Source organism: Marinitoga okinawensis (genome assembly GCF_055387075.1).
Map to the genome: position 1 here is coordinate 1,811,369 of NZ_AP042422.1, position 25,547 is coordinate 1,836,915.

A 25,547-nucleotide genomic window follows, 5' to 3' on the forward strand; every position below is an offset into this window, starting at 1 on the left:
GAGGTGATTCTTTGTGAACACCCGAGTATTAAAGGTGGGAAAAAGAGAAAGGCATTTTTTTGGCAAAGTAAAGGAAGATTTATCACTTTTTCATGATTTATTAGAGATTCAGATGAACTCATATGAATGGTTTGTTAAAGAAGGGGTTAAGGAAGTTTTAAACAAATATTCCCCTATTACTGTTGAATTAAAGGGAAAGAGAAAAGCTAAAATTTCATTGGAGTTTACCGATGTTTGGGTCGAAGAACCCTTATTTGAAGAAATGGAGTGTAAAGAAAAAGGTTTATCTTACACAACTCCATTAAAAGCTAAAATAAGAATTACTGATCACAGTACTGGGGAAATTATTGAACCCAGCGATTCGTTGTTTTTTGGGAATATTCCAAAAATAACTGATAGAAGCACTTTTATAATCAATGGTGCAGAAAGAGTTGTTGTTAACCAGTTGGTAAGGTCTCCTGGTGTATATTTCGTTAGCGAAGAACAAAAAAGTGTTAAACAAACAAGACCATATTTTGTTGCTCACTTTTTACCAGTTAAAGGTGCTTGGTTAGAAATAATTTATAATCCAAACCCTGGAAAAGATTTCTTACAGATAAGAATAGATAGAAAAAGGAAATTTAACTATTTCTTATTCTTAAGAGCTTTAGGATTCGATTCTGATCTATCAATTCTGGATTTATACCCACAAAAAATTAATTTAAATTATGATTTAAGTGAATATTTGGAAAAAAATATAACTATACTTTCAGATATAAAAGTTCCTGAAAGTTCTGAACTTTACAAAGACACAAAAACTTATAGAGGGGTTAGATTAACTGAAAAAATAGTTGATGAATTATTAGATTTAGGTATATCCGAAATAACAGTTGCACATATTGTTGCTCAAAATACTTTAGACTTGTTTAAAAAAACTTATGAATCAGAAGATTCAATATTGACTCCAGAGGAAGCTTATAAAGAATTATTCAAAAAATTGAGACCTGGTGAAATTCCTAGAGTGAATATCGCAACTGATTATATTAATAATTTATACTTTAATCCTAATACATTTGACTTTTCTTTGATTGGAAGAAAGAAAATTGTTAATAGAATGGAAGATGTTTATAAAAAATATTTAATTGAAGTTGAAGGAAAAAATATTGATAAAGGTGAAGATGTTGAGTATCCTCATAAAGATGATAGAATATTGACTAAATTAGATTTAATCCTAGCTTCAAGACATCTATTAGAAATGAAAGAAAACCCAGAATTATTAGATACAAGAGACCATTTAGGAAATAAACGTGTAAGATCAGTTGGGGAATTAATGCAAATAGAGTTTGAACGTTCATTCTCAAAAATGTTACCTATTTTAAGTGAGAAACTCAGTATTATTCCTAATATTCAAAAATTAAATCCAAATACTTTAATAAATTCAAGGGCTATAATGACTACCATAAATCAATTTTTTGCAACAAGTCAATTATCTCAATTTATGGATCAAGTAAACCCATTGTCCGAATTAACCCATAAAAGAAGATTATCTGCTATTGGTCCTGGAGGTTTGAAAAGAGAGCATGCAAAATTTGAAGTTCGTGATGTTCACCATTCTCATTATGGTAGAATGTGTCCTATAGAAACTCCTGAAGGTGCTAATATTGGTTTAATTACATCATTAGCTATTTTAGCAAGAGTGGATGAATTTGGATTTTTAGAAACACCCTACTATAAAGTAAAGAATAGTAAGGTCTTATATGATAAAGGTGTTTATTGGTTAACTGCTGATCAAGAAGAGGAAAAAGTAATAGCTCCGGCCTCTGTAGAAGTTGATGAAAATGGTATGATTGTTCCTGAATATGTTGAAATTAGACATGCGGGAAAAGTTACATATGTTCATAGAGAAGATGTTGAGTTCATTGCTGTTACACCTAAACAAATTGTTAGTGTTTCTACATCTTTAATACCATTCTTGGAGCATGATGATGCTAACCGTGCTTTAATGGGTTCAAACATGCAAAGACAAGCAGTTCCTCTTATGATTACAGAAGCACCTTTCGTCGGAACAGGTGTTGAATGGCTTGCTGCAAGAGATTCTGGATATGTTATAAAAGCAAAGCACCGTGGTAGAGTTTCATATGTTGATGCAAAAACAATTGTTATTAATAGAATTGATGAAAAAGGAAATGAAATATTAGATAATTATGGGAATCCCGTTCAAGATAAATATACATTATGGAAATTTATCAGATCAAACCAGGATACAACAGTTAATCAAAGACCTATTGTTGAAATGAATGAAATTGTTGAAAAAGATTCTCCTATAGCCGATGGTCCTGCTATTGATATGGGTGAATTGGCATTAGGTAAGAATATTCTTGTAGCTTTTATGCCATGGGAAGGTTATAACTTTGAAGATGCTATACTTGTTAATGAAGAATTGCTTGAAAGAGATTCTTTTACATCATTACATATAGAAGTATATGAAACAAAAGCTATGGATACACAATTAGGCCCAGAAGAAATTACAGCTGATATTCCTAATGTAAAGAAAGAATCTTTAAGAAATTTAGATGAACATGGAATAGTTAGAGTTGGTGCATATGTAACTTCTGGAGATATTTTAGTTGGTAAAGTAACTCCAAGAGGCGAGTCTGAAACATCACCAGAAGAGAAATTAATTAGGTCAGTTTTCGGAGATAGAGGTAAGGATGTTAAAGATACTTCATTAACTGTTCCTCATGGTATTGAAGGAAGAGTTATTGATGTAAAAGTTTATACAAGAAAAGATATTCCAGATCTTGAAACTGGTGTAAATCAATATGTCAAAGTATACATTGCTTCAAAGAAAACTTTAAATGTTGGTGATAAATTAGCTGGAAGACATGGTAATAAAGGTGTTGTTTCTAATATCTTAAGGAAAGAAGATATGCCTTTCTTGCCTAATGGAAAACCTATTGAAATGATTCTTACTCCATTGGGAGTTCCATCACGTATGAATCTTGGTCAAGTATTAGAAATGCATCTTGGATGGTTAGCTAAATTGACAGGTAAGCATTTTGCTACCCCAATTTTTGATGGTGCAAAAGAACATGAAATAATGAGCGCTTTATACAAAGCAAGAAAAAATAATAGAATGGATGAATTAGATAAAGTTCGTAAAGAATATGGTTTAGACTTAGGAGATTCACCAGAAATAGAAAGTGGAAAAATTGTATTAAGAGACGGTAGAACTGGTGAACCTTTTGACTATCCTATAGCAATAGGATATATGTACATGTTAAGGTTGGTTCATATTGCAAAAGATAAAATGCATGCACGTTCTACTGGACCATATTCATTAATTCACCAACAACCACTTGGCGGTAAAGCTCATTTTGGTGGTCAAAGATTTGGTGAAATGGAAGTTTGGGCATTAGAAGCTTATGGCGCTGCTCATACTTTAACAGAAATGTTAACCTATAAATCAGACGATATAAAAGGAAGAAATGAAGTATACAAAGCCATATTAAATGGTAAAAATCTTCCTGATCCTGGAATACCTGAAAGTTTTAAAGTTTTAGTGAAAGAATTACAGGGGTTAATGTTAGATGTTCGTTTGTTTGATGAAGACGGTAATGAATTAGATGTAGATAAATTATAAAATCCCCTCAAGGAGGGTAAAGCATGGGTAGAATGACATCATCATTTAAAAGGAAAATCGCAAAAATCAAAGTGGGAATAGCTTCTCCAGAAAGAATAAGGGAATGGTCAAGTGGAGAAGTAAAAAAACCTGAAACTATTAATCACAGAACCTTTAAACCAGAAAGAGATGGTTTATTCTGTGAAAAGATTTTTGGTCCTGTTAAAGATTATGAATGTACTTGTGGCAGATACAAAGGTAAAAAATATGAAGGCACTGTATGTGAAAGATGTGGTGTTAAAGTCGAATCTAAAGAAGCAAGAAGAAGAAAAATGGGGCATATTGAATTAGCTGCTCCAGTAGTGCATATTTGGTTTTTGAAATCATCTCCATCTATTTTGTCTATACTATTAAATATACCAGTTAAAGAATTAGAAAATATTATTTATTATGGATCAAAAAGGGTTGTTGAAAAAATTTGGCTGATTACTGATCCAAAAGATTCTGACTTATTTGATTATGGAGATATGCTTCACAATACAGAATACGAAATTTTCAAAGAGAGAATGGATTTTGAAGTTGAGCAAGCAATTAAAGTTCTACATGTTAAAGAAAAACCTGTCGCAAAAAGAAGTGGCATTGTAAGTATAGAAACTGAAATGACACAAGCAAAACACGAAGTTACGTGGATAAAAATTAAAGATGAGAATGGTGTAGAAGAAAAATGGCCTATTTTTGAAGGATCTACACTATTTGTTGAAGATGGCGATGAAGTAGAAGAAGGAACACAATTAGCTGATACATTCTTATACGAAGAAGAAATTTTAACAGCTAGTGAATACTTAATATTTGAACAATTTTATCCATCTGCAATAGAAATTGAAAGAGATATTGAAAGAGACACTCCTATTTTAGTTATAACAGAAATTGATCCAGAAGTAGAAAAAGAAATTGGAAAAGGAATAGGTAGCACATTATTACAAGAAGAATATGAAGCATATAAAGAATTATATGAAGATAAGATAACTGCAGATTACGGTGGAGAAGCTGTTAAAAAGCTATTAAAAAACCTTGATTTATATGAGTTAAAAACACAAATAGAGTCTGATTTGGCTAAATTAGATAAAAAAAGTGCAAAAGCTTTAAAATTAATTAAAAGATTAAAAGTTGTAAAAGATTTCATAAAATCAGGAAATAAACCTGAATGGATGATAATTGAAGCATTACCAGTTGTTCCACCTGATATTAGACCTTTAATTCAAATAGATGGTGGAAGATTTGCAGCAACTGATTTAAATGATTTATATAGAAGGGTTATAAATAGAAATAATAGACTTCTTAAACTATTTGAAATTGAGGCACCTGAAATTATCATAAGAAATGAAAAAAGAATTTTACAACAAGCAGTAGACTCTTTGATATACAATGGCCGTGTAGGAAAAGCCATGACAGATAGAAGTGGAAGGCCATTAAGATCATTAACAGATTTAATTAAAGGTAAAAAGGGAAGATTTAGAAGAAATCTTCTTGGTAAACGTGTTGACTATTCTGGAAGGGCTGTTATCACAGTTGGTCCAGATTTAAAGATACACGAATGTGGATTGCCAAAGAAAATGGCAATGGAATTATTCAAACCTTTTGTATTAAACAAATTATTAAAAGATTCAAATGCATCAAGCAAAAATGCAAGAAAATTAAAGAAAACTATTATAGAAAAAGAAATGCCTGAAGCTTGGGAAATGCTTGAAGAAGTAATTAAAGGACATCCTGTATTATTAAACAGGGCGCCAACATTACATAGAATTTCTATTCAAGCTTTCATACCAAAATTAATTGAAGGTAATTCTATTCAATTACATCCATTAGTATGTCCTCCATTTAATGCTGATTTCGATGGTGACCAAATGGCTGTTCATGTTCCTTTATCAAACATAGCACAAGCTGAAGCAAAATTCTTAATGTTATCAAGATATAACATTATTTCTCCTGCTAATGGAAAACCAATTTCCATGCCAGGTAAAGATATGATAGCTGGTGCATACTACTTAACAACTGTTGATCCAAAATATTTTGATTCCAAAGAATTACCATCATCACCAAAAGATTTAACAGAAAATAATGATAAGATTAAATATATATTTTCAGATGAATTCCAGGCATTTTATGTTCATGAATATGAAAAGATAACAAGACATGAAGTAATCGTTGAAGATGGAGAATTAAAATGGGAAAAACCTACATTAATATTACATGAACCTATAGGATTATATCTTGATGGCAAATTAATTAAAACAACTGTTGGTAGATTAATATTTAAAGAAATACTTCCTGAACCAATTGGAAGATTTAATCCTGATTTTAATAAAATTTATAAAAAGAAAGAAATTAAAAATTTAATATTTGATACTTTCAAATACCATGGAATTGATAGAACAGCTGATTTATTAGATGACATTAAATTTTTAGGTTTCCATTATGCAACAATTTCTGGTCTTACGATTTCTGTTAGAGATATCGTAGAATCTAAGGAAAGATTAGAAATAATTAAGAAATCCGAAGAAATTGTGATGCAAATTGAAAAATATTTTGAAGAAGGTTATATCACAGATGAAGAAAGATATAAAGAAGTTATTAAAGTATGGGAAAAAACGATTGATGCTGTTACAGAAGTAACTAGTAAAGAATTTAGAAAATATCCATTTAATCCTGTATGGATGATGGTTGATTCTGGGGCTAGAGGTAATATTGACCAATTAAAGCAACTTGCTGGTATGAGAGGTCTTATGGCTGATCCATCAGGTAAAATTATTGAATTACCTATAAAATCTAACTTTAGAAATGGATTATCAGAGTTAGAATTCTTTAATTCTACTCATGGTTCCAGGAAAGGTTCCGCTGATACAGCTTTAAGAACTTCTACAGCTGGTTATTTAACAAGAAGACTTGTTGATGTTGCTCAATCTATTACAGTAACGGAACCCGATTGTGGAACGGAAAAGGGTGTTGAAGCTAGAGAATTAATAGCAGATGGATTAAAAATAGAAAAACTTTCTGATTATTTATTTGGTAGAGTATTAGCTAAAGATGTATTGGATCCTCAAACAGATGAAATAATTATCCATCCAGAAACAGGCAAAAAATATGTAAGAGATGTAATGTTAGATGAAGAAGATGCAGAATTTTTAGCAAATTACAAAACAAAAATTCCTGTAGTTGAAGAAATTAACAATATTGATATTGATGATATCAATCTTTACTTATATAACATATTAAATGATGATGTATTAGTTGACGGAGAATTATTATTCTCAAAAGGAACTGAAATAGACAAAGATGTAATTTTATCTTTAAAACAACATAATATAAAAACAGTAAATATAAAAGAATTTAAAGCAGTAAATTTTGTTTTTGTTGGAGATAACTTAAAAGTTGAAGACGAAAATGGAAAATTAATTACTTTAGCAAATTACCAAGAAAAAATAGATGCTGATACTGCTAAAAAACTTGAAAGATATAATATAGCTGAAATAGAAGTAAGACCATCAATTTATGTAAGATCCATTTTAACATGTGAATCAGAACACGGTGTTTGTGCTAAATGTTATGGTATGGACTTATCAAATCATAAAGTTGTTAATGTGGGTGAATCTGTTGGTATAATAGCAGCTCAATCAATTGGAGAACCTGGTACACAATTAACAATGAGAACATTCCATACTGGTGGTATTGCTACTGCAGGTGATATTACACAAGGTCTTCCTAGAGCTGAAGAATTATTTGAAGCAAGAAAGAATTTAAAAGGTCCAGAAGCTGAATTTTCTACAGTAAAAGGTGTAGTTAGAAAAATAGATAGGGATGAAAAAGGAAGATTAGTATTTATTGTTGAAGATTTCAAAGGTGAATTATATACATATATTGCCGATCCGAAAGTTAAACCAACAGTTTCAGAAGGAGATAAAGTAGAACCCGGTTATAGATTAACTTCTGGAAATATTAAACCTAGAAGATTATTAGAAGAATTAGGTGCAGAAGTTACATTCGACTACTTATTAAAAGAAATTAAGAAAATTTATGCAGAACAAGGTGTTGAAATTCATGATAAACATTTTGAAATTATTATAAAACAAATGTTTAATAAGGTTGAAATAACTTATGCTGGAGATACAGATTTCATGCCAAAAGATTTAGTTAATATTAAAACTGTTGAAAAAGTAAATAAAAAAATCTATGAAGAAAACAAAATGGTTGAACAAAATAGAGAAGATATTATTGGTAAAAAATTAGCTGAAAAGATTGCTATAAAAACTGATGAAGGTAGCGAGGTAATCGGAACTATTGGTGATGAAATTACGGAAGAATTATTAAATAAAATTATCGAAGCTGGACTAAAAGAGGTCGAAGCATTCAAAACTGAACCTCAATTATTAGAAACAGAAGATGGAGAAATAAATTTAGTTGGTGAAAAGAGAACATATTTAATTAATCCAAAAGAACCTGCAAGATTTGAAAGAAAACTATTAAGAATTACAAAATCATCTTTAGAAAGAGAAGGCTGGCTTGGTGCTGCTTCATTCCAACAAACAGTTCAAGTTTTGACAGAAGCCGCATTAGAAGGAAGAGAAGATTATTTATTAGGTTTAAAAGAAAACGTAATTGTTGGACAACCAATTCCTGCTGGTACTGGTTTAAAACCGTATTTAGAATCAGAGATATCTGTATTCGAATTACCAACATTCCCAACCGAAGAATCTCAATCAGAAGAAAGTGCTGCATCTTAATATTATAATAAAATCCCCGGAAATAAATTCCGGGGATTTTTAATTTATTTACAAACTAAAAATTTAAATACAAAGTATTTTCAAAAAATAATATTCACGGATATTTTTAAATACATTGTATTAAAAATAAATACAAGGTTTTACAAAAAATATTTTAATTTTTTTCGAACCAAAATATTTATATTAAAAGTTTTTTATTTTCGCGAAGCGAAAGTTTAAGAATTTTCAAGTATTCGTTCATATTATTTTTTTAGAAAATTATTTATCAATAGTAAAAAAATAAGGGACCTCCTAAGATCCCTTATTTTTTTACTATTGATATTCTTACCATATTTTTCTCTATCTCTGCTTGAGCTTTCGCTTTTTCTGCTGTATTTGCTGCATGACTCAATTTAGTTTTAGCCGCTTCTATTGCTTTCATTGCAGTTTCTACATCTATTTCTTCTGGTTTTTCTGCAGCTGTTGTTAAAACAATCATTTCTTGTCCATCCATTTCTAATATTCCACCATGCACTGCAAAAAGTTCTTCTTTATCATCTTCAGTTTTTATTTTTAAAGGAGAAACTTTTAATTTTGCAACAATAGGAAGTCTATTTGTTAAAACTCCCATGCCACCTTCAATAGTGGTGAATTCTGCATATTTAGCTTTTATTTCAGCTTTTATTCCTTTGGGGGTTACTATTTTTAAATCAAACATTTATGTCCCCCTCCTTAGACTTTAATTCCCATACTTTTTGCCTTTTCTACAACTTGATCAATTTTTCCAACCATATAAAATGCTTGTTCAGGTATATGATCATATTTTCCTTCTAAAATTTCTTTAAATCCTTTTACTGTATCTTCTATTTTTACATATTGTCCTGGAACACCATTAAACTTTTCTGCAACAAATACTGGTTGAGTTAAAAATCTTTGTATTTTTCTAGCTCTTTGTACGGTTAATTTATCTTCTTCAGACAATTCTTCAATTCCCAAAATAGCAATAATATCTTGTAAATCTTTATATCTTTGTAATACCTGTTGTACCCCTCTAGCTACTTTATAATGTTCTTCACCAACAATTGCAGGATCCAATATTTTTGATGTTGAATCTAATGGATCAACTGCAGGATACAATCCAAGCTCAGCTATTTGTCTTGAAAGAACAATTGTTGCCTCTAAATGAGTAAATGTTGTTGCGGGAGCAGGGTCAGTGATATCATCAGCTGGAACATAAACAGCTTGAACTGATGTAATTGACCCATCTTTTGTTGATGTAATTCTTTCTTGTAATTGCCCTACATCTGTAGCTAATGTTGGCTGATAACCAACAGCTGATGGCATACGACCTAAAAGAGCCGAAACTTCAGAACCAGCTTGAACAAATCTAAAAATATTATCAATAAACAATAACACATCTTTCTTTTGAACATCTCTAAAATATTCTGCCATCGTTAATGCAGTTAAAGCTACCCTAAACCTTGCTCCTGGTGGTTCGTTCATTTGCCCGAATACCAAAGCAGTATTTGGTAAAACACCGGTTTCTTGCATTTCTAAATATAGATCATTACCTTCTCTTGTTCTTTCACCAACACCAGCAAATATTGATAACCCTTTATGTTCAATAGCAATATTTCTTATGAGTTCCATAACTAAAACTGTCTTTCCAACACCTGCACCACCAAAGAAACCTATTTTTCCACCTTTAGGGAATGGAGCTAATAGGTCTATAACTTTAATTCCTGTTTCTAAAATTTCAATATCTGTTGATTGATCCTTAATAGATGGTGGTTCCCTATGAATAGGCCAATAATTTTTTGCTTTTAATTCTCCACTTTCATCGATTGGATCTCCTAATAAATTAAACATTCTTCCTAATGTTTCATCGCCTACAGGAACCTTAATTGCATCACCTGTATCAATAGCTTCAAGTCCTCTTTTTAAACCGTCTGTAGAATCTAAAGCTACACATCTTGCTGTATTGTCCCCAATTAATTGTTCTACTTCTAATACTGTCTTCTTGTTTGTATATGGATTTATTACCTCAATAGCATTATATACTTTTGGTAATTTACCTGTTTCAAATTTTATATCCACAACGGGGCCTATTATACTTACTATTTTACCAATACTTTTTTCCACTTATTACACCCCCAATATTATTCTTCCTGCAATGCCTGAGCACCATTTACTATTTCAATTAATTCTTGAGTTATTGATGCTTGTCTTTCTTTATTATATGCAAGAGTAAGTTTTTCAATTAAGTTCTTTGCATTATCTGTAGCATTATGCATAGCATTTTTTCTAGCATATAGTTCACTAATTTTATTTTCATACAAAATCATATACATTTTTGATAAAAGATATAAATAAGCTGCTTCCTCAAACAATTCTTTTGAATCAGGTTCATATTCATATCTTGGATCCATTTCATTTTCGAATTTAATTGGTAAAAGATCAATAACTTTAGGCTTTTGAATTAATACATTCTTAAATTCTCCATAAACCACTTTTACTTTACCAATATTTTCTTTTTCAATTATATCTATAATATCATCTAAAACATATTCTGCATCTTCTTGAGATGGAATATCATATAACTTTATTCTAGATAAAATTAGATCATTTGTGTGTTTTAATTCTATTTCTCCACCATTTCCTATGTTGTAATAACCTTTAAAATCTGCTAAATTTTCTGCAACTTTTTTTGCTTCTTTAACTAATTCTGAAGAAAACGATCCACACAATCCCATATCTGGAGTTATTGTTACTACTAAAGTTCCTTCTTTACTAGAAGTATATATAGTATCATTTATAGGTGATATCTTTTTTATTATTTTTTCAGAATAATGAGCATAATCCCTTAATGATTGAATATTTTTAACAATTTTGTTTGCTTTAGCTGCTGCGACCATTTCCATAGCTTTGGTTATTTTCATAGTGGACTGAGTAGAAGCTTTACGTTGCTTTAAGATTCTAAGATTACCTCGACCCATGAAATATCACCACCTAAGCTTGAAAAGCTTGCTTAAAGTCTTCTATAGCTTTTCTAAGCTCCTTTTCAATATCTTCTTCTATTACTTTTTTGGTTTTTATGCTTTCTAATATAGATGGTTTATTTAATTTCAAATATTGTAAAAATTCTTTCTCAAATTTTCCAATACTTAATGTTGGTATATCGTCTAAATAACCATTTACACCAGCAAATACTATTGCAATTTGATCCTCAACTTCCATTGGAACATATTGCCCTTGCTTTAATAATTCTGAAAGCTTTTCTCCTCTGATTAATTGCTTTCTCGTTGATTCGTCTAAATCCGTAGCAAATTGAGCAAATGCCTCCAACTCCCTATATTGAGCTAAATCTAATCTTAATCCTTTAGCAACCTGCTTCATTGCTTTTATTTGTGCAGAACCTCCAACCCTTGAAACAGATAATCCAACATTAACTGCTGGTCTTTGACCTGCATAAAATAATGAAGGATCAAGATAAATTTGCCCATCAGTAATAGAAATAACATTTGTTGGAATATACGCAGAAACATCATTTGCTTGAGTTTCAATAATAGGTAAAGCTGTCAATGAACCTCCACCATATTTATCATCAAGCCTTGCAGCTCTTTCTAATAATCTCGAATGCAAATAGAAAACATCACCTGGATAAGCTTCACGTCCTGGTGGCCTTCTTAAAAGAAGAGATAATTCCCTATATGCTGCAGCATGCTTAGATAAATCATCATAAATAGCTAAAGCATCTTTGCCATTAAACATAAAATATTCACCCATTGCAGCACCTGCATATGGGGCTAAATATAATAATGATGCTGGATCACTTGCACTAGCTACAACAACGGTTGTATATTCCATAGCACCATATTCTTCTAATTTTGCTACAGTTCTGGCGACAGCTGATGCTTTTTGACCAACCGCTACATAAATACAATATACACCTTTTCCTTTTTGGTTAATAATAGTATCAATAGCTATTGCAGTTTTACCTGTTTGCCTATCTCCAATAATTAATTCCCTTTGGCCTCTACCTATTGGAATCATTGTGTCAATAGCTTTTAACCCAGTTTGTAATGGTGTATCTACAGGCTTTCTAACAACAACACCTGGAGCTTTAAATTCAATAGGTCTTTTTTCTTTTGTATTAATTGGACCTTTACCATCTAATGGTTCGCCTAAAGGATTAACTACTCTTCCCAATAATTCTTCACCAACAGGAACTTCTGCAATTTTACCTGTTCTAACAACTTTATTTCCTTCTTTAATTAATCTATAATCACCTAAAATTATAATACCAACATTATCTTCTTCTAAATTTAATGCCATACCTGAAATTATTTCACCAGTATCGGCGTATATCTCTAATAATTCACTTGCCATAACATCTCTTAATCCATATGCTCTGGCAATACCATCTCCAACTTGGATTATCCATCCAACTTCTTTAACTTCACCTGATTCATAAGTTTTTATTCGCTCTTCAATAACTTTTTCAAGTTCATCAGGATTTATTCTCAAAACAAATCACCCCCGCTTGGAAGCGTACTCGCGTCCGATTTTTTCCAATATTCCTTTTATTGAATAATCAAATACCGTATTCTCCAATTGTAATTGAATACCTCCAATTAATTCTTCGTTTAGTTCTAAACTTATAATAGATTTTCTTCCAGTTTTTTTAAATATAATATCCTCTAAATCTTTCATAATATTTTCTTTTAATTTATATGGTGTTATTAATTTTACTTTTATAACTTTCTTTAATTCGTCATTTTTTTGTTCTAATAAAATATAAATCACTGGCAATAACAATTGCCTTTTTTTATAAACCAACGCATTTATAAAATTGTTAAAGATAGGATCATCAATTTCTGATGCTTCTACAAGCTTTAAAACTATATAATCTTTTGGTAATAAAGGATTTCCAACCAATTCAGAAAAAGCTGGATCTCCATCAATTCTTTCCACTATTTTTTTTATTCCTTTTACAAAATAGTCAAATTTATCTAATTTTTTTTCTTTTGATAAATACTCAAAAAATGCATCAGAATACCTTGTTGCCAAAGAAATGGAATTTTTCATAATTTTTCACCCTTACTTAATGCTTCAAACGCTCTCTTTACTATTTCTTCGTTTACTTTTTCATCAACATTTTTCTTTAAAATCATTGAAGCAATTGCAATTGAGAGTGAAACTACTTTATTTTGAATATCTTTATATGCCTCTTCTTTTATTTCTTTAGCTTCTTTTTCAGCAGTAGAAATAATTCTTGCTTTTTCATTTATAGCTTCTTCTTTAGCATTAGATACAATATTTTTTGCTAACTCTTCAGCTTCCTTAATTATTTGTTCTTTTTTTGATTTGATTTCTTCTAATTCCTTATTTACCTGTTGAAGTCTTTCTTCAGCTTCTTTTCTAAGTTTTTCAGATTGATTCAATTCACTTTCAACCATTTGTCTTCTTTTATCTGCTATATCAAAAAATGGTTTATAAAGCATTACCCACAAAAAATATGCTAAGACTGCAAAACCAGCTAAATTAACTATAGATGTGAAATTAAAATCTAACACTCATTACACCCCCTTTTATGGGGATTTTTACCCCGAATAATTTTATGGTAATACTATTAACATCAACAATGCAATAACCAAAGAGTATAATCCTGTAGATTCTGTAACTGCCATAGCAAGAAGCATACGTGTAGTTAAAGTCCCAGCCATTTCAGGTTGTCTGGCCATAGCATCCATAGCATGTGCACCAACATTACCTTCTCCAACACCAGGACCTATAGCACCAATACCCATAGCCAATCCTGCACCTACAAATTTACCTAAATAATATAATCCTGTGCCTAATGCAGCTTCACTTCCCGATTTCACTATTTCTTGTGCAACTTGTTCAACAGCCATTTAAATCTACCTCCTTAAATAATTTTTAATAATTTTATGTACCTTTAATTATTCTTCTAACAATGAACCCATATAAGCAATGGCTAATAAAGAAAAAACAAATGCTTGTATTAATCCTACAAAAATACCAAAAAAGCCCCACAAAAATACTGGTAAAATAAAATATTTTAACATATAACTAATAATTAACACAAGAATACCTCCACCAAATATATTACCAAAAAGCCTCAATGAATGTGATACTGGCTTTGCTAATTCTCCTATTAAATTCAAAGGTAATAATAAAGGAGAAGGATCTATAAACATTTTCAACCATTTACCAATACCTTTAGCTGATGCTGCAAATATATGACTAATTACAAGAACCATTAAAGCAAAAGTCGCATTAGTATTCAAGTCTGATGTTGGTGTATACCATGTATCAGTAAAAAGACCTATTTTTAAACCATTTTCAACCGGAACTACATTAATCCCTGGAATTCCTGAAATTAAATTAGCAACTAAAACAAATAAAAATAGCGTTGTTGCTATTACATAAATTGGTTTTCTATATTTCGGATTAGGAACAGCATCTTCTACCAATTCCCAAAAATATCCCAATAAAGACTCTATTAAAGCTTGTTTTTTATTAGGAATAAGCTCGAATCTCACACCTGCTGCAAAAACAATTAAAATAATTATAATCAAACTTGACATAATTACAGTCATCGGATTAATTGTATTCCAAAAGGAAGAAGTATTACCAAATGAATACGCCCATCTTAACCCCACACCTTCTAAATCCGCAGAGGGAAAAAACAAAAAATTAATTAAACCTAATACTGCGTAAATTGAAAAAAGTATTAAAAGTGTTTTTTTCTGTCTCTGACTCATATAAATTCCTCCCTATTATTTTGGTGAAATAATTGCAGCAAATTTCATATTCATTAATCCTAAAAAACTTAAAAAAAATCCTTCTTTTGAAATCATCCCTGTAACAAATAGGATTATAGCAAAAAAAGTATACCTAATTATATACCCTTTTGAAACTTTATGTTTTGGATTCGTTACCAATCTTTTAATTTCATCTGCCATCATTAAAATTCCTGCAATAGCACCGCAACTACCAAGAAATATAAATAGCGCTGTAATTTTATAAAAATATAACAAACTTAAAAATTCAATTATGGAAAGAAGTATTATTTTTATTATTATTTCCTTTACTTTCTTTTTTAATTCTATATTCATTATCCTGTTTTTTGACCTCCTTAAGCATTTCCATTATTCCATTATATAATCCAGATATTACTCCTAAAAACAAAAACACAATCTTCCATATTTCTGTGCCAGTTAAGGAAGACAAAAAATAACCAATTATATAACCTATAAATATATTTGATAGCACTACTAATGCAAAAAATAAAATCAAATTTAAATTAGCAAAAGTTTTAACATCAATCTTATCCTTTTTCATACTAACTCTTTAAAACTACAAAAAATTCTTCAGAATATTTATTATCAATAAACATAGGGAACTTCAAAGAAATTCCATCTTTTATAAAAATTATATTATTTCCATACATTATAGAAGGTGGTGTAATATTTATTTTAAATCCTAATTTTTCCAAATTCATAGCAATAGATCCAGAAATCATATTCCCCAATTCTCCTAAAGCACTTAAAGCCATTTCATCCAATTTAGTAACGGGCATTCCCATCATCATTTGAGAAACAACAACTTTTGCAGAATCCTCGGATAATCCCATATGAATATTACCATCAAGATCACCAATAAAACCAATTGTTACAACAACTTCATATGAATTGTTATCGCCTTTATCAACAATTGGTTTTTGAATTTCAATATTCATATTGTTTGTTGCCATTTTAAAAGTCCTTGAAAAAGCATCTAATATGGAGTTAATCACTTTAACATTCATATAAATTCCTCCTATTAATATTTCATAATTATTATACTATAAAATCAAAAAAATTACAAATTAGTATCAATTTTTTATTAGAATGCTTTTCTGGTATAATTGTAAATAAATATAAATAAACAAGAAATTTACTATAAACTCTACATTGGACTAGGGGGGGTATAAATGAGAGTTGGAATATTAACAGGTGGTGGCGATTGTCCAGGTTTAAATGCTGTAATAAGAGGTATTGTTCATGCTGCAAATGAAGGATATGAAACCTACGGAATCTTAAATGGATGGAAAGGTATCTTAACAAAAGAAATGATGAAATTAGACAATAATGATGTTGAAGGAATTCACATCTTAGGAGGTACTATTTTAGGAACTTCTAGAGTTAATCCTTTTAAGGATGAAGAAAGTAAAGAACTTCTAATAAAAAATTTTAAAGAAATGAAACTCGATGCACTAATTGCAATAGGTGGAGATGATACATTATCTGTTGCTGCAAAGTTATCAAGCTTAGGATATCCAGTTGTTGGTGTTCCTAAAACAATAGATAATGATGTTTCAAATACTGATTATACTTTTGGTTTTCATACAGCAGTCAATGTGGGTGCAGATGCTATAGATAGATTACATTCTACAGCAAAATCTCATCAAAGAGTTATGATTGTAGAGTTAATGGGAAGAGAAGCTGGTTGGATCACAATAGAAGCTGGATTAGCTGCAGGTGCTCATTTAATATTAATTCCAGAATTTCCTATGACAATAAATGAAATTGTAAACTATGTAAATAGAAGAATGAAAGAAAAAAAATATATGATAATTGCTGTAGCTGAAGGTTTTAAACCAACAGAATTAGAACAAGTTGTTGCAGATAAATCTAACATCGATGCCTTTGGTCACATTAGACTTGGTGGTATTGCTCATTACCTTGCAGAAATTATTGAACAAAAAACCGGATTTGAAACACGCTCTGTTGTATTAGGACATTTGCTAAGAGGTGGAACGCCAACCGCATTTGATAGAATATTAGGAACCAGATACGGAGTTGAAGCAATGAATTTAGTAAAAAATAGAGATTTTGGCAGAATGGTTGCTTTAAAAGGTAATCAAATAGTTTCCATCCCCTTAGAATATGGAGTTGCAACAAAAAAACTAGTACCTTTTGAATATTACAAATTAGCCAAATTATTTTTTGATTAATATAATTAAAAAATCAAGAAATCATATAAATATATATTAAGAGGTGAATTTTAATAATGGAGTATGCGGTAACTATTGGAACATTTGATGGGGTACATAAAGGACATCAAATAATTTTAAAAAAAACTTTAGAAATTGCACAAAAAAATAATTTAAAACCAAAAGCTTATATAATGAAGTATCCTGCAACAAAATACTTTGGAAAATTCGAGGGAGTAATATTACCATCCTATAAAAGACAAGAAATAATAGAAAAAATGGGATTTGAAACAGAGGTTTTTGATTTACTTGATGTTATCCATATCACACATGAAGAATATCTTGATTTACTTTTAAATTCTGGTATGAAAGCTATTGTGTGTGGAGCAGATTTTACTTTTGGAAAAGAAAAAAAAGGTGATGTGTCTTATCTTCTAGCAATACAACATAAAAAAAACTTTTTTATTGATGTCTTAAAAGATATTAAAACTTCTGAAACAAGAATAAGCTCTACTTTTATAAGACGCTTATTAGCTTCTGGTAATATTGAAGAGGCTAATAGTTTGTTAGGTAAAAACTGGACATTAGAAGGTCCCGTATATGAAGATAGACATATTGGTTTTAAACTCGGATTCCCTACTGCAAATATTAATGTTAATTACAAAGAAGAAGTATTAATACCTAAATATGGTGTATATTTAGTAAAAGGCGGGATAAAAAATTCAAAGTATTCTTATTATGGACTTATGAGTGTCGGATTGAGACCCACTTTTAATGAAAAAATTAAAAAACCTAAAGTAGAAATATATTTTCTTGATTATTTTGGCGATCTATACAATAAAATAATAGAAGTTGAAGTTTTAAAATTCTTAAGAAATGAAATCAAATTCGATTCCGAAAAAGAGTTAATAAAACAAATGATGAAAGATGAAGATAATGCAAGAAGATTAATCAATAAAATAAATTAAAAGCGGGAATAAATCCCGCTTTTAATTTATTTAGAAAATGCACTCGTTATCCAAGACCCTTGAGATTGCATTTGAGATATTGATTGTTCCATCGCAGAAAATTTTTGCCAATAATATGCTTCTTTTCTTTGTAATTGATCTACCAATGATGTCATCCTCTTAGCTATATCTCTCATTTCAGAGCCTATGGTCCCTGTTGTTCCAGAGATTTGGTCTATTGTTCCACCAAATTTTGTAGTATCCCATATATAATCTTTAAACTGAATAGCTATTCCCTTATTATTATCATCTTCGTAAGCAAATAATTTCCATACATCTTCTGCATTATTTTGAATAGCTTGTTTTAATTTATCTTCATCTATTTGAAGAATACCTTTCATGGTATTTTCATATGAACCACCAGCATCTCCGGAATTAATACCTATATCATATAAAGATCTGTATTTTGCATCAACATCTGAAGTCCATGAAACAACCCCATAAGCCATATCTCTCAAATTATCAAATATATCTTGTAAATTTTCATCACCTTTTAAAATACCTTTCATTTTATCATCATCACTTAACGTTTGACCTTTTTCTGCTTTTACAGGTTCTTCATTTAGTTTATCGTATATATATCCTATTATCTCATTATATTTATCAACAAATTCGCTAATTTTATCATATGTTGCATCAGCATCTTGAGTTACTTGAACATTAACCCAATCAGTAGAAATTGATTTTAAATCCAAAGTTACATTGTTATATTCAACTGTATTTCCCCATGTAGTTTTTGTTAAATCTGCTGTTCCATCGCCGTCTAAATCTATGCTTACATTAGCAGCTGTCCCTGGTACCACATTTCCAAGATAATTCCCACTATTATCAACCCACGATAAATCATCTAATAAATTCGTTTTATTCGCACCCGTAGAATCTCCATCCTCTATCGATATAGATTGAGGGCCACCCTCTTTATTCCTAAGCATTAACTTATCCTCATTCTCATCATACCACGCTATTACATTTGCATTAGATGCGTTTATTCTTGCTATTAAAGTCCCTAATGTATCTGATGAACTTACTGTTATTTCTGTTCCATTAATTCTAATTATTCCAGATGAAACATCACTACTTATATTTGAGAGCACTGCTGATGTGTTAACGGCACCTGCATGTACAGTACTTTCAATATAACCTGCTGTCGAACCACTTCCCGGAACAAAATCCGAACCCTCAAGATTAAATACATCTATAAAATTACTTGTATCAGATGAATCACCAAGCAAAACACTAGATACAGTACCCTCTTGCCCAGCCTTTTCTTCTATTTTTAATTTTCCATTATCAAGAGTTGCTGTAAAATATGTTGAATTACTATCTATTTGATTAATAATATCCCCTATAGTATCTGTTCCAGAAAAATTAATTTGAACGTTTTCTAAAATATTTCCAGAAGAATCTAAAGCTTTAATGGTAAAGGTCCCAGCTACAGGAGTTGTTCTCCCATCTAATTTATAATATTGTGTTGTTAAATCTGGTATTTTTCCTAATGTATTATTAGGTGTAAACGACGTTGATGAGGATAAAGAATTAACTTTTACCTTAAAATTCCCATTGCTTGCAGATGTGTTGGCAGTGGCTGTTAATACGTTATCATCACTAACTTGAACGGTTTTTGGAATTAATTTACTTTTTAATTTAAAAGTCGTTAAATAATCCCAAAAATCACTTAGTTTTGAATCTACTTCTTTCCAAGCTTTCTGTTTTAATTTCAAATTATCAAAATCAGCTTGTAATCTTTCTAAAGGTTTTCTTTCAACAGACATCAATTGATCTATTATAGATGATGTATCTAACCCACTCGCAATCCCACCAAATTGAAAGGACCCAAGATAACTATTTTCACTCATTGTACCACCTCCGCGAACTATGCGCGTTCATCAAGAAATATACCTTCTAATTTATCAAGCATTTCCGCCATTTTTACAGCTGTTTTAGACGGAATTTGTCTAATAACCTTTTTAGATTCTTTATCTACAATCTTTACTATAACCATATCAATTTTATTATCTACCTCAAATTTAACTTCTCCTTTAAATATTTCTTTTAACTTGTTTAATTTTTCTTCTATGACGCTAGCTAATTTTTTTGTATCAATATTCTCATTTTTTTTCGTGTCCACATCTATTTTACTATTCTGAAACTTTTTAGAATTATCATGTCTAACATCTTTAATATCAGTATCATTTGTAAGAGAATCAATAAATTTAGAAAAATCATTATTTATCCTATTCAGTTCGCTCATATTTACACCCCCATGGATTCCTTTCCAATTTATATCTTTCCTAATGTTATTATCGACTAGTTTATGTAAAAAGATTAGTATTTCTTATAATAATATGTTATAAAATAGTTAATAGTATCCTGGATAACAAAATCCTCAACATAAACTCCAAGCGAAACAAATGGCTTATTTAAACCATGAAAATCACTTCCCGCTGTTACTAATAATCCATTTTTCCTTGCTAAATCTATAAGAAAATTTGTATAATGTGGATCACTTGAATAATGGAAACACTCTATACCATCAAGTCCATAATCTTTTAATTCATTCACTAACGATTCCAACTGAACATTTGATAATCTTAATTTTCTTGGATGAGCTAAAACAGCTAATCCGCCTGATTTTTTTATCGTCTTTATAGTTTTTTTAGGAGAAAACTTAAATCTTTCAATATAACATTTCTTTCCTCTTGTTAAATAGCTTTCTATAATTTGACTAACAGACGTTCCATAACCTTTTTTTAATAATATTCTAGCAATATGCGGCCTTCCTATAGTACTCAATGACATACCTTCCAAATCTTCAATATCTATTTTAAATCCCTCTTTTTTTAATAATTCAATCATAATTCTATTTCTTTCTATTCTTTTGTTATAAATAGTTTCCAATATAAAATTCAAATAATCATTATTAATATCTATACCATATCCTAAAATATCCATTAATGTGGGAAATTCAGCATTAATTTCTACACCAGGAACATATTTTAGATTTAATTTTCTAGAATATTCTATCGCTTCTTTTTGAGCGTTAATAGTATCATGATCTGTAATAGAAAACATTTTTATACCCAAATTTTTTGCTTTTTTTATAAGTTGTTTTGGAGATAAAGTACCATCAGAATATGTACTATGACAATGTAAATCTAATAGCATAAACTAGTCTCCTCTCGCTATTTCGATTCTATTTTTACCTTTATTTTTTGCTAAATATAATGCTTTATCTGCATAATTTATCAATGTTTCGATTTTAATATCTTTTAATTGTGAGATACTTGCTAAACCCATACTACACGTTATATTTAATTCCGTCTTTTCAAATAAATCTTTATTTATTTCTTTTAAAAGCCTAAAGGCTATCTTTTCAGCATCTTTTATATCAGTATTAGGCAAAATAACCAAAAATTCTTCCCCGCCATATCTACAAACTATATCAAATTCTCTCAAATGCTTTTTTAAAGAATTAACCAATTCTGTTAAAACCACGTCTCCCTTTTGATGACCATATGTATCATTAACTTTTTTAAAATCATCTAAATCTAATATAATGATAGAGAATTCAAATTTATACCTTTCATATAATCCAATTAATTCACTTAATTTATTTTCCATATATCTTCTTGTATATGCTAAAGTCAATGGATCCATAATACTTTGCTCATAATGAGTTATTTTATCAAACATCGAATGTAATATATCTTCTAAAATAATTAAATTATCTAGTAAATTAACCGCTTCCATATGACTTAATATAATATCAGAATTTGATATATACATATAATATTTATAATCTTTATAATCTGAAATATAAGACAATTCTAATGGTTCTAATAAAAATTCATCAATTTCAATTTTTTCCTCTTCAGAAAAATTAAAGTTATATTCAACTTCAAAATCATTTGTTATTACTCTAATAAATACCTTGTTTACGGGATATGTATTTCTTAAATATTCACCAATTTTGTCCACTAAAGACTTTGGAGACTCTGACTTCAATAAATCAAATATTAAATCATTTATCTTTTCATAAGATTTTATTTTAGAATATAACATTTCATAATCTAATCTTGTTCTCTCATAATTTTCAGAATATACATCTTTAAAAGAAAATAATGGTAAGTGAAATTTCTCTATTAAAGTTTTATTTATTTCTTCAAATCTATTCTTCATCATTAAACTATCATAAATTCTTTGTGCTTTTCTTAAATGTTTTAAAGATTTAAATTTCTCCATTTTTATATCATAAAAGTTCCCTAATCCTTCATATAATAAAGCTAATGATAACTTTTTATCTTTAAATTCATTTATTAAATCCATTACCCATTTTTCATATTCTTCATTAAACGAATATCTTGCTATCTTATCTGAAACTATATTTACTATTTCTTCTTTAAAATATACTAAAGGGTTATTTTTAAAAAACAACCATGATTTATATAATTTTTCTTCGTCATTTTCAAATACTAAATTATACATATTAGAAAAAAATTCATTATTTGATAATATTTTTATATATTTTTTTTCTTTAAAAATAGAGTTATTTTTATCAAATAATGCTTTCAAAACATAAATAGAGTTATTAAGATCTTCAACGGTTTTTCCTAATAAGGGTTTATCCTTAATATAATTTTTTATTTTTCTAATATTACTATTTAAATTACTATAATCTTTAGCATATAAATAATAGTAATTTTTTAAATCATTTGCTAATATATAACTATTATAATCATTATTTATCTTAGAATATCTCTCTGCCTTATTTATCAAATCAAAAAATTCAATAATTTCACCTTTATATAATTTAGAATTCGCTATATTAATTAAGACCCTATTATATGTTCTATAATCTCCTATTTCTTTAGAAATACCCAATACTTTATTATTGTAATATTCAGATAAACTAGAATTTAAACTCTCATATAATATTGCCATATTTGTATAAATTATTTGGGTCAATCTTCTATAATTTTCTTCTAATGAAATTTTTATTGCGTCATTATAATACTTTAATGATAATTCTGGTAATTCTCTTTCCATCTTTATTCCTAACATATTTAACATCATGCCTTTTAAAATCTTAAACTTTCTTAGATTTTTATACTTTGAATAAACTTTTTCAAACTCATAATAATATTCAAAAACTTCTTCTTTGCTTAAATCTGTAAAATTTGTATTTAAAAAATAATAAATATATAAACCCTTTTTATAATCGGTAATTTTTTCTTTATCTTTTATCCAATGAAGAAGTTTTTTATTTAATCCATTTTTATTTGAATATTTCAAAAACAAATATGGCAAATAATTATATACACTACTTTTTATTAATTTCTCTTTGTATACTTCTATTTCTTTACTATATTCATTTAATATAAACTTCTTTGTCAAATATATAGCTATCGCTGATTTAGGAATATCTGTTGTCATATTTTTTATTTCATTAAACCCATAATCAATAAAATCGAGATTTGACCATTCATTTAATGATTTCTTCATTTCCTTAATAATTAAAGCAATAGTTGATCTAATTTTACCAGAGATTTTTAAATGATATATTTTTTTCTTCAAATCATTAGTTGATTTACACAAATATTCGTGAATTAATCTTTTATCATATTCATTTAATTTATTATGTAATATATCTAAATATGAATAATTAAAAAATCTAAATTCTTCATTTTCTCTTATTATAATATTGTTTTCTATCGCATATAAGATACTACTATCTAATGATCTTTTTAAAAATCTTTCTAAATTTTTAATATCATTATTATCAAATCTAAAACCCAGAGAAGATAAGTATATTAAATCTTTTAATATACTTTCCTGAATGCTTTTTATTTTTTCGTTTGATAAATCTATAAGTTTTTTATTTTTTAATTTTTCTGGATAAAAAATAAATCTTTGTTCCTTAAATTCTATTATCTTTAATGCATGTAAATCTTTAATAATCTGATAAATATTACCTGGATATCCTTCGGATAATTCATATACAATATCAATAAATTCTGGATACTTTTCCAAAAAATCTGCAGACAATATTATCTTTAGTAATATTTTTGTATTTCCTTTATCAAATGGCTTTAAATTAATATATTCTATATTATTAAATTTATATTTGGGTTCAAAATGAGATATCATAATTATTGAAAAAGGAAAATCAAAACTTTTATTAATAAGTTCTTCAATAAAATTCTTAAATTGAATATCAATATCCTGATAATCATCTATTATTATTACCATTTTAAAATTTTTATTATTCTTTCTTAAGGTTTCTACCAGATTCAAAAAATAAAAAATATTCATACTTTCTGGAACATTTATTTTTTTTGAATAAATATCTTTAATACTGCGAGCCTTTATTATTTCATAATTCATTTCTTTAAATTTAAATTCTAAAAACTGAATTAACCTGGTTTTACCTATTCTCTGAGGTCCATAAATAAAAATATGTTTTTTACCAACAAAATTTAATATTTTATTTCTTTCTTCTACTCTATCAATAAAATGTGGTTCCCTAATCAGTTCTGGCTTTGTTTTACTAAATTCAGAATACATTAATAATAATTCGTATAAGTCATGAACACATTCAAATTTTCTATTCTTTAATTTATTATAGCACTTATGAATATTTTCGGTTTTATTTTCAATTCTATTAAATAAATATTCAGTAAATTGAATCAAAACATCTATCACGCCATCTTCATTTCTTTTGTTATTAATAAAAATTTTTTCATTTTCTTTTACGTATGAAAATATAGGAGGTATTATATATACGTTACCCATTTCATCCATAAATATATCTTCCAATGAAAGATAAGGAATAACAATATTAGTTGAATGAGTTACTCTATCTACAATATCATAAACTCTATATAAAATATTAAAAAAGATTTTTTCAGTAATATTAATCTCTTCAATTGGAGTTTCATTCCAATATTCAAAAAAAAGATGGTAATATTCCTTTTTACTATCTATTTTTTTAGGTAAAACTATTCCAAATTCATTCAAAGTTTCAATGCTTTTAAATATTTTTAGATAATATTCATATGAAAATAAAGGCCTTTCCACAACTCTCATACGAAAGGTTTTATTATTAATTATATTTAAAAATTCTTTTCCAAAAATAGTTTCTCTTAAAAATACTTGAAATTCTTCCAAAATAATCTCCCCTA

Annotated in this window: 19 protein-coding genes; 4 read left to right on the forward strand and 15 right to left on the reverse strand. The window is 28.7% G+C overall.

Annotated elements, in window-relative coordinates; all coding sequences use genetic code 11:
- Positions 1 to 13: 13 nt before the first annotated feature.
- The gene (rpoB, locus tag ACZ5CK_RS08915) at positions 14 to 3,622 is read left to right on the forward strand and encodes a DNA-directed RNA polymerase subunit beta (protein WP_464581465.1); all 3,609 of its coding nucleotides are present in this window, start codon (positions 14 to 16) and stop codon (positions 3,620 to 3,622) included.
- A gap of 23 nt (positions 3,623 to 3,645) precedes the next feature.
- Positions 3,646 to 8,379: a DNA-directed RNA polymerase subunit beta' gene (locus tag ACZ5CK_RS08920; protein ID WP_464581466.1), complete on the forward strand. Its 4,734-nt coding sequence runs from the start codon at positions 3,646 to 3,648 to the stop codon at positions 8,377 to 8,379.
- 301 nt (positions 8,380 to 8,680) lie between these two features.
- Here the strand turns inward: ACZ5CK_RS08920 and atpC are convergent, their stop codons facing one another.
- Genes atpC through ACZ5CK_RS08975 form a run of 11 tightly spaced genes read right to left on the reverse strand, consistent with a single transcriptional unit; the run spans position 8,681 to position 16,192 of the window.
- The gene (gene atpC / locus ACZ5CK_RS08925; protein ID WP_464581467.1) at positions 8,681 to 9,076 is read right to left on the reverse strand and encodes an ATP synthase F1 subunit epsilon; all 396 of its coding nucleotides are present in this window, start codon (positions 9,074 to 9,076) and stop codon (positions 8,681 to 8,683) included.
- 14 nt (positions 9,077 to 9,090) lie between these two features.
- Positions 9,091 to 10,500: a F0F1 ATP synthase subunit beta gene (gene atpD, locus ACZ5CK_RS08930; protein WP_464581468.1), complete on the reverse strand. Its 1,410-nt coding sequence runs from the start codon at positions 10,498 to 10,500 to the stop codon at positions 9,091 to 9,093.
- A 17-nt stretch (positions 10,501 to 10,517) separates the two neighbouring features.
- Positions 10,518 to 11,354: an ATP synthase F1 subunit gamma gene (atpG, locus tag ACZ5CK_RS08935; protein ID WP_464581469.1), complete on the reverse strand. Its 837-nt coding sequence runs from the start codon at positions 11,352 to 11,354 to the stop codon at positions 10,518 to 10,520.
- A gap of 13 nt (positions 11,355 to 11,367) precedes the next feature.
- Positions 11,368 to 12,885 carry a F0F1 ATP synthase subunit alpha gene (gene atpA / locus ACZ5CK_RS08940; protein WP_464581470.1) on the reverse strand — a complete coding sequence of 506 codons (1,518 nt, stop codon included), beginning with the start codon at positions 12,883 to 12,885 and terminating at the stop codon, positions 11,368 to 11,370.
- A gap of 6 nt (positions 12,886 to 12,891) precedes the next feature.
- Positions 12,892 to 13,446, reverse strand: a complete 555-nt coding sequence (gene atpH, locus ACZ5CK_RS08945) for an ATP synthase F1 subunit delta (protein ID WP_464581471.1) — start codon at positions 13,444 to 13,446, stop codon at positions 12,892 to 12,894.
- Positions 13,443 to 13,934 carry a F0F1 ATP synthase subunit B gene (atpF, locus tag ACZ5CK_RS08950; RefSeq protein ID WP_464581472.1) on the reverse strand — a complete coding sequence of 164 codons (492 nt, stop codon included), beginning with the start codon at positions 13,932 to 13,934 and terminating at the stop codon, positions 13,443 to 13,445. The genes atpH and atpF overlap by 4 nt, the downstream gene beginning before the upstream one ends.
- Positions 13,935 to 13,976: 42 nt before the next feature.
- Positions 13,977 to 14,273, reverse strand: a complete 297-nt coding sequence (locus ACZ5CK_RS08955; protein ID WP_206528126.1) for a F0F1 ATP synthase subunit C — start codon at positions 14,271 to 14,273, stop codon at positions 13,977 to 13,979.
- A gap of 48 nt (positions 14,274 to 14,321) precedes the next feature.
- Positions 14,322 to 15,146: a F0F1 ATP synthase subunit A gene (gene atpB / locus ACZ5CK_RS08960; protein ID WP_464581473.1), complete on the reverse strand. Its 825-nt coding sequence runs from the start codon at positions 15,144 to 15,146 to the stop codon at positions 14,322 to 14,324.
- A 15-nt stretch (positions 15,147 to 15,161) separates the two neighbouring features.
- Entirely contained in the window at positions 15,162 to 15,500 is a 339-nt protein-coding gene (locus tag ACZ5CK_RS08965; protein ID WP_464581474.1) for a hypothetical protein, read from the reverse strand.
- Positions 15,433 to 15,726: an AtpZ/AtpI family protein gene (locus ACZ5CK_RS08970; protein ID WP_464581475.1), complete on the reverse strand. Its 294-nt coding sequence runs from the start codon at positions 15,724 to 15,726 to the stop codon at positions 15,433 to 15,435. The genes ACZ5CK_RS08965 and ACZ5CK_RS08970 overlap by 68 nt, the downstream gene beginning before the upstream one ends.
- A gap of 1 nt (position 15,727) precedes the next feature.
- A complete protein-coding gene (locus ACZ5CK_RS08975; RefSeq protein ID WP_464581476.1) occupies positions 15,728 to 16,192 on the reverse strand; it encodes a chemotaxis protein CheX in 465 nt (154 codons plus the stop codon).
- 165 nt (positions 16,193 to 16,357) lie between these two features.
- Between ACZ5CK_RS08975 and ACZ5CK_RS08980 the strand changes: the two genes are divergently transcribed.
- Together ACZ5CK_RS08980 and ribF are read left to right on the forward strand one after the other, a co-directional pair.
- A complete protein-coding gene (locus ACZ5CK_RS08980) occupies positions 16,358 to 17,380 on the forward strand; it encodes a 6-phosphofructokinase (protein WP_464581477.1) in 1,023 nt (340 codons plus the stop codon).
- A 56-nt stretch (positions 17,381 to 17,436) separates the two neighbouring features.
- Positions 17,437 to 18,327, forward strand: coding sequence for a riboflavin biosynthesis protein RibF (gene ribF, locus ACZ5CK_RS08985; RefSeq protein ID WP_464581478.1), 891 nt, complete (start codon positions 17,437 to 17,439; stop codon positions 18,325 to 18,327).
- A 26-nt stretch (positions 18,328 to 18,353) separates the two neighbouring features.
- On the opposite strand, the gene fliD is transcribed toward ribF, so the two are convergent.
- From fliD to ACZ5CK_RS09005, 4 genes are all read right to left on the reverse strand, one after another.
- Entirely contained in the window at positions 18,354 to 20,222 is a 1,869-nt protein-coding gene (gene fliD / locus ACZ5CK_RS08990) for a flagellar filament capping protein FliD (RefSeq protein ID WP_464581479.1), read from the reverse strand.
- A 17-nt stretch (positions 20,223 to 20,239) separates the two neighbouring features.
- The gene (locus ACZ5CK_RS08995) at positions 20,240 to 20,617 is read right to left on the reverse strand and encodes a flagellar protein FlaG (protein ID WP_464581480.1); all 378 of its coding nucleotides are present in this window, start codon (positions 20,615 to 20,617) and stop codon (positions 20,240 to 20,242) included.
- A 74-nt stretch (positions 20,618 to 20,691) separates the two neighbouring features.
- On the reverse strand, positions 20,692 to 21,531 hold the full coding sequence (locus tag ACZ5CK_RS09000) for a PHP domain-containing protein (RefSeq protein ID WP_464581481.1): 840 nt from the start codon (positions 21,529 to 21,531) through the stop codon (positions 20,692 to 20,694).
- Between the two features lie 3 nt (positions 21,532 to 21,534).
- On the reverse strand, positions 21,535 to 25,533 hold the full coding sequence (locus tag ACZ5CK_RS09005; protein WP_464581482.1) for a GGDEF domain-containing protein: 3,999 nt from the start codon (positions 25,531 to 25,533) through the stop codon (positions 21,535 to 21,537).
- Positions 25,534 to 25,547: the final 14 nt, after the last annotated feature.

Excerpts from the sequence above, each read along its gene's own strand:
- ACZ5CK_RS08920 (WP_464581466.1), top strand. The coding sequence starts at position 3,646 with ATGGGTAGAATGACATCATCATTTAAAAGGAAAATCGCAAAAATCAAA.
- atpC (WP_464581467.1), bottom strand. The coding sequence starts at position 9,076 with ATGTTTGATTTAAAAATAGTAACCCCCAAAGGAATAAAAGCTGAAATA.
- atpG (WP_464581469.1), bottom strand. The coding sequence starts at position 11,354 with ATGGGTCGAGGTAATCTTAGAATCTTAAAGCAACGTAAAGCTTCTACT.
- atpH (WP_464581471.1), bottom strand. The coding sequence starts at position 13,446 with ATGAAAAATTCCATTTCTTTGGCAACAAGGTATTCTGATGCATTTTTT.
- ACZ5CK_RS08955 (WP_206528126.1), bottom strand. The coding sequence starts at position 14,273 with ATGGCTGTTGAACAAGTTGCACAAGAAATAGTGAAATCGGGAAGTGAA.
- atpB (WP_464581473.1), bottom strand. The coding sequence starts at position 15,146 with ATGAGTCAGAGACAGAAAAAAACACTTTTAATACTTTTTTCAATTTAC.
- ACZ5CK_RS08965 (WP_464581474.1), bottom strand. The coding sequence starts at position 15,500 with ATGAATATAGAATTAAAAAAGAAAGTAAAGGAAATAATAATAAAAATA.
- ACZ5CK_RS08970 (WP_464581475.1), bottom strand. The coding sequence starts at position 15,726 with ATGAAAAAGGATAAGATTGATGTTAAAACTTTTGCTAATTTAAATTTG.
- ACZ5CK_RS08975 (WP_464581476.1), bottom strand. The coding sequence starts at position 16,192 with ATGAATGTTAAAGTGATTAACTCCATATTAGATGCTTTTTCAAGGACT.
- ACZ5CK_RS08980 (WP_464581477.1), top strand. The coding sequence starts at position 16,358 with ATGAGAGTTGGAATATTAACAGGTGGTGGCGATTGTCCAGGTTTAAAT.
- ribF (WP_464581478.1), top strand. The coding sequence starts at position 17,437 with ATGGAGTATGCGGTAACTATTGGAACATTTGATGGGGTACATAAAGGA.
- fliD (WP_464581479.1), bottom strand. The coding sequence starts at position 20,222 with ATGAGTGAAAATAGTTATCTTGGGTCCTTTCAATTTGGTGGGATTGCG.
- ACZ5CK_RS08995 (WP_464581480.1), bottom strand. The coding sequence starts at position 20,617 with ATGAGCGAACTGAATAGGATAAATAATGATTTTTCTAAATTTATTGAT.
- ACZ5CK_RS09000 (WP_464581481.1), bottom strand. The coding sequence starts at position 21,531 with ATGCTATTAGATTTACATTGTCATAGTACATATTCTGATGGTACTTTA.